Below are 2,191 nucleotides of genomic sequence, written 5' to 3' on the forward strand. Positions count from 1 at the left end.
TCGGTCTTGGTGTTGCCGCGGTAGTTGATGCGGTTGACGTAGGCGCGCTTGCCCGGGTCGACCACGTAGGTGATGGACACGGTCTTGTCGTCGTCGTGGGCTTCGGGCACGCCGTTGACGTTGGCGAAGGTGTAGCCCTCGTTGCCCAGGCGGCGGGTGATCAGGTCGGAGGTGGAGGTCATCACCTTGCGCGAGAACACCTGGCCCGGCTCGACCAGCATCAGCTTCTTGATCTCTTCTTCCGGCACCTTGAGGTCGCCGGTCAGTTTCACCTCGCGGACCTTGTACTTCTCGCCCTCGTTGATGTTGACGGTGATGTAGACGTGCTTCTTGTCCGGGGTGATGGACACCTGGGTGGAAGCGATGTCCATGTGGATGTAGCCGCGGTCCAGGTAGTAGGAGCGCAGGCGCTCCAGGTCGCCGGAGAGCTTCTCGCGGGAGTACTTGTCGTCGTTCTTGAAGAAGGACAGCCAGTTGGTGGTCTTCAGCTCGAACAGGCCGGTCAGGTCCTCGTCGGAGAACACGGTGTTGCCGACCACGTTGACGTGGGCGATGGCCGCGACCGTGCCTTCGTTGACGGTGATCTTCAGCGCCACGCGGTTGCGCGGCTGCGGGGTGACCTGGGTCTCGATGCTCGCCGAGTAGCGGCCCTGGGCCACGTACTGGCGTTGCAGCTCGTTGCGCACGCCTTCGAGGGTGGCGCGCTGGAAGATCTCGCCTTCGGCCAGGCCCGACTGCTTGAGGCCCTTCATCAGGTCTTCGGTGCTGATGGCCTTGTTGCCCTCGATCTCGATGCTGGAGATCGACGGGCGCTCGACCACGTCCACCACCAGCACGTCGCCGTCGCGGCCGAGGTGGATGTCCTGGAAGAAACCGGTGCGGAACAGCGAGCGCGAGGCCTCCACCAGGGCGCGGTCGTCGGCCTGGTCGCCCACGTTCAGCGGCAGCGCGGCGAACACGCTGCCGGCGGAGACCCGCTGCAGGCCGTTGACGCGGATGTCGGCGATCTTGAAGCCTGCGGCATGGGCCAGGGTGGCGTTGAACAGCAGGATCGGGAACAGCAGGCGGGTAGGGCGCATCGTGACTTCCAGGCAGGCGGTGGCAGGGGGCGCGGACGGCTCGCACGGCGATCGTCCGGGCGCTGCCGCCCGGCCCGGGCTGGCGGCCGATGAGGATAAGAGCGGGCTGTGTTCGGCGCGGTTAACCCAGGGTAAAGATGTGTAAAGTTTGCCCGTGCGGCGGTGACACGGCGGCCTGGCGGAAGGGATCATTGCGGCTTCCAGGCCTTGAACCGCGTGCCCTCCATGATTCCCGTACTGCTGGTCGACGACGACCGCGAACTCACCGAAATGCTCGGCCAGTACCTGGCCCGCGAAGGCTTCCGCGCCACCGCCGTGGGCACCGGCGAGGAGGGCGAGGCCGAGGCCCTCGGCGGCGCCTACGCGCTGGTGGTGCTGGACGTGATGCTGCCGGGCATCTCCGGCATCGAGGTGTTGCGGCGCATCCGCGCGCGCAGCCAGGTGCCGGTGCTGCTGCTCACCGCCCGGGGCGACAACATCGACCGCATCGCCGGCCTGGAGCTGGGCGCCGACGACTACGTGCCCAAGCCCAGTTCGCCCGGCGAGCTGGTCGCCCGGCTGCGCGCCATCCTGCGCCGGGTGCAGCCCCAGGTGCCGGTCGAGAGCGCCCCGGAGGCGGTCGGCAGCGGCGCCCTGCTGCTCTGGCCCGGCAAGCGCCAGGCGCAGTGGCGCGGCCAGCCGCTGGAGCTGACCGGTACCGAGTTCAGCCTGCTGGAGGTGCTGGCCCGCCAGGCCGGGCAGCTGGTCGGCAAGCAGGACCTGTCGCTGAATGCCCTGGGCCGCCCGCTGACCCGCTACGACCGGCGCATCGACGTGCACATCAGCAGCATCCGCCAGAAGCTCGGCCCGCGCGCCGACGGCAGCAGCTGGATCCAGAGCGTGCGCGGCATGGGCTACCTGCTGATCGTCGAATGAAGCGCGGACGCCTGTTCTGGAAGCTGTTCCTGGCCTTCTGGCTGGCCAACAGCCTGACCTTCCTGGTGGGCGCCGGCGCCTTCATGTTCGACGAGCTGCGCGGCGACACCCCGGCGCTGCGCTCGCTGCTGGCCACCGAGGTGCGCCTGCTGCAGCGCTTCGGCGAGGCGGCGGGGCGCCAGTTGCTGGAGGTGTCG

2 protein-coding genes and 1 pseudogene are annotated in these 2,191 nt (G+C 68.5%); 2 read left to right on the forward strand and 1 reads right to left on the reverse strand.

What is annotated here, in order from left to right:
- A partial coding sequence (bamA, locus tag DK254_RS06485) for an outer membrane protein assembly factor BamA (RefSeq protein ID WP_109933133.1) occupies positions 1 to 1,079 on the reverse strand: 1,079 nt, incomplete at its 3' end.
- A gap of 225 nt (positions 1,080 to 1,304) precedes the next feature.
- Between bamA and DK254_RS06490 the strand changes: the two genes are divergently transcribed.
- Positions 1,305 to 1,994, forward strand: a complete 690-nt coding sequence (locus DK254_RS06490; protein WP_109933134.1) for a response regulator transcription factor — start codon at positions 1,305 to 1,307, stop codon at positions 1,992 to 1,994.
- A pseudogene (locus tag DK254_RS06495) lies at positions 1,991 to 2,191 on the forward strand (two-component sensor histidine kinase); the annotation flags it as partial. The gene DK254_RS06490 and the pseudogene DK254_RS06495, both read left to right, overlap by 4 nt.

It is taken from the genome of Pseudomonas sp. RW407, from assembly GCF_003176655.1.
Classification (GTDB): Bacteria; Pseudomonadota; Gammaproteobacteria; order Pseudomonadales; family Pseudomonadaceae; genus Pseudomonas; species Pseudomonas delhiensis.